Source organism: Microcoleus sp. K4-B3 (genome assembly GCF_036704615.1).
GTDB lineage: Bacteria > Cyanobacteriota > Cyanobacteriia > Cyanobacteriales > Microcoleaceae > Microcoleus.
This window is the reverse complement of sequence record NZ_JAUBSF010000208.1, coordinates 1-1,952: the sequence shown is the minus strand read 5'-3', so window position 1 is coordinate 1,952 and position 1,952 is coordinate 1. Positions and strand designations below refer to the sequence as shown.

Genomic DNA, 1,952 nt, shown 5'->3' with positions numbered 1-1,952 from the left:
AGTTTTTGAGCAACAGCTTGCCTTCTGTTAAAAGGCAGCTACTTTTAGCTGTGACCATTTTTTAGTCTAAACTCCAGCAAGTAAATATTTTGCATAATGCAATATCTCTTGTTTGAGAGATTCTGGCATCTTGACGAGAGTTTGAAAAATCTCTATATCGATAGTCATGATTTATGTGGAATTTTTACTATGTCATATTCACCAATTATACCGTAATTGCAGTCACAGGGTATTTAGAATGGTTATCTCGTTTAATCTCGTTTCCAGGTTCTGGGTGGAAATGTCATATCCTGCGGCTCTACCGCCTCTTGAGAGCAGGCGAGAGAGCCTCCCGAGGGATTTCCAGTTTCTCACTGAAAATGTGAAATACTACTATTGGCGGCAGCAGTTATTTCGGCAGATAGAGGCGCGATCGCCCGCAAATATGAAAATCTAATCACAAGCTCAAAAATATCAAAATATCGATCGCCCTCAACCCGCCATGTTAGGAACAAATCAACTCAGAACAGCCGCTCTCTTAGGACTCCTAAGCGGCCTTCTCGTTTTAGGAAGTTATTATTTAATCGGGAACGAGCAAGGACTTTACATCGGTTTAGCGCTAGCCGCCTTCTCAAGTTTTAGCTCTTGGTACTATTCCGACACAGCCGCGTTAATGGCTTACCGCGCTCAGCCGATCGCCCGCAGCGAAGCTCCAGAAATCTACGATATTGTAGCATCATTGAGCGCCAAAGCGGAAATTCCTGTACCGAAAATATTTGTAGTTCCGACTCAATCTCCGAACGCATTCGCCACAGGAAGAGACCCGGAACACGCGACAATAGCAGTTACTGAAGGCATCATCAAGCTGCTTTCCCGCGAAGAATTGGAAGGTGTTTTAGCGCACGAACTGACGCACATCCGCAACCGCGACACACTCACTCAAGCAGTTGCAGGAACAATTGCCGGCGCGATTACATTTGTCGGGCGAATTCTGACTTTTGGAGCGCTTTACGGCCCGGTGACGCGGGATAGCAGACAAGGCCCGAATCCCTTTGGTTTGCTATTTTTAATCATTTTAGCACCGCTATCAGCAACCGTAATTCAATTGGCGATTTCTCGGACGCGGGAATTTGCAGCCGATAGCGGTGCGGTGGAAATTACCAATAACCCGATCGGTTTAGCAAACGCGCTGCAGAAATTGGAGAAAATGGGTCATGAAATTCCGATGCACGGCAATCCTGCTATGTCGCCGCTACTGATTGTGAATCCTTTTTCGACTAAAGGTTTGCAGTCACTTTTCCGCACTCACCCGCCGACAGAGGAGCGCATTCAGCGCCTTTTGGAAATCGCGCAGCAGCAGCAAGGTTCTCCAGTTATGGCCTACATAAACGGAGTTTGATCGATCGAAAATGCAGCAACAATATGGACAAACCCGGTGTTTTTAAGCAACCGGGTTTCTGTATGTTTGTAACTATCGCTGTATGGAGCGACTAATTAGATAGGTAGGGGCGATCGCTAGTATAAAACTTTTGCCTTATTCATGACCAAACTCGCTGAATTGGATAAGCATCAAAAGCCTCATCGCGACTAATCAAAACCAGCGAATGATTCATGGTCTGTGCTACCAGAATGCGATCGAAAGGATCTCGATGATGCAGAGGAAGACCTGCGTAAATCTCAGTGTCTTCAAGTGTAATTGGTAGAATTTGAGCGTTAATGTATTGCAATTCTTTCGGCAGGTATTCAAATGGTCGATTCAGTTGAAGCTTACCGACATTAATTTTAATAGATATTTCCCACAGGCTGGCAATACTAAAATATAAACCTGTTTTAGTATCGATCGCTTCTTTTGCTTTACTACCTAGATGGGAATCGCCAAGCAAATACCACAGAAATGCATGAGTATCTAAAAGGGATTCCATGTTACATATATTCCTTTAAATCTTCCAGCGGTTCATCGAAATCATCAGACA

General features: G+C 44.5%; 3 protein-coding genes. 1 reads left to right on the top strand and 2 read right to left on the bottom strand.

Annotated elements, in window-relative coordinates; genetic code table 11:
- Positions 1-66: 66 nt before the first annotated feature.
- The gene (locus QUA78_RS32410; protein ID WP_333399257.1) at positions 67-168 is read right to left on the bottom strand and encodes a DUF2281 domain-containing protein; all 102 of its coding nucleotides are present in this window, start codon (positions 166-168) and stop codon (positions 67-69) included.
- A gap of 313 nt (positions 169-481) precedes the next feature.
- Between QUA78_RS32410 and QUA78_RS32405 the strand changes: the two genes are divergently transcribed.
- On the top strand, positions 482-1,378 hold the full coding sequence (locus tag QUA78_RS32405; RefSeq protein WP_333399256.1) for a M48 family metalloprotease: 897 nt from the start codon (positions 482-484) through the stop codon (positions 1,376-1,378).
- A 139-nt stretch (positions 1,379-1,517) separates the two neighbouring features.
- Here QUA78_RS32405 and QUA78_RS32400 read toward each other — a convergent pair whose 3' ends face one another.
- Entirely contained in the window at positions 1,518-1,901 is a 384-nt protein-coding gene (locus QUA78_RS32400; protein ID WP_333307311.1) for a type II toxin-antitoxin system VapC family toxin, read from the bottom strand.
- Positions 1,902-1,952: the final 51 nt, after the last annotated feature.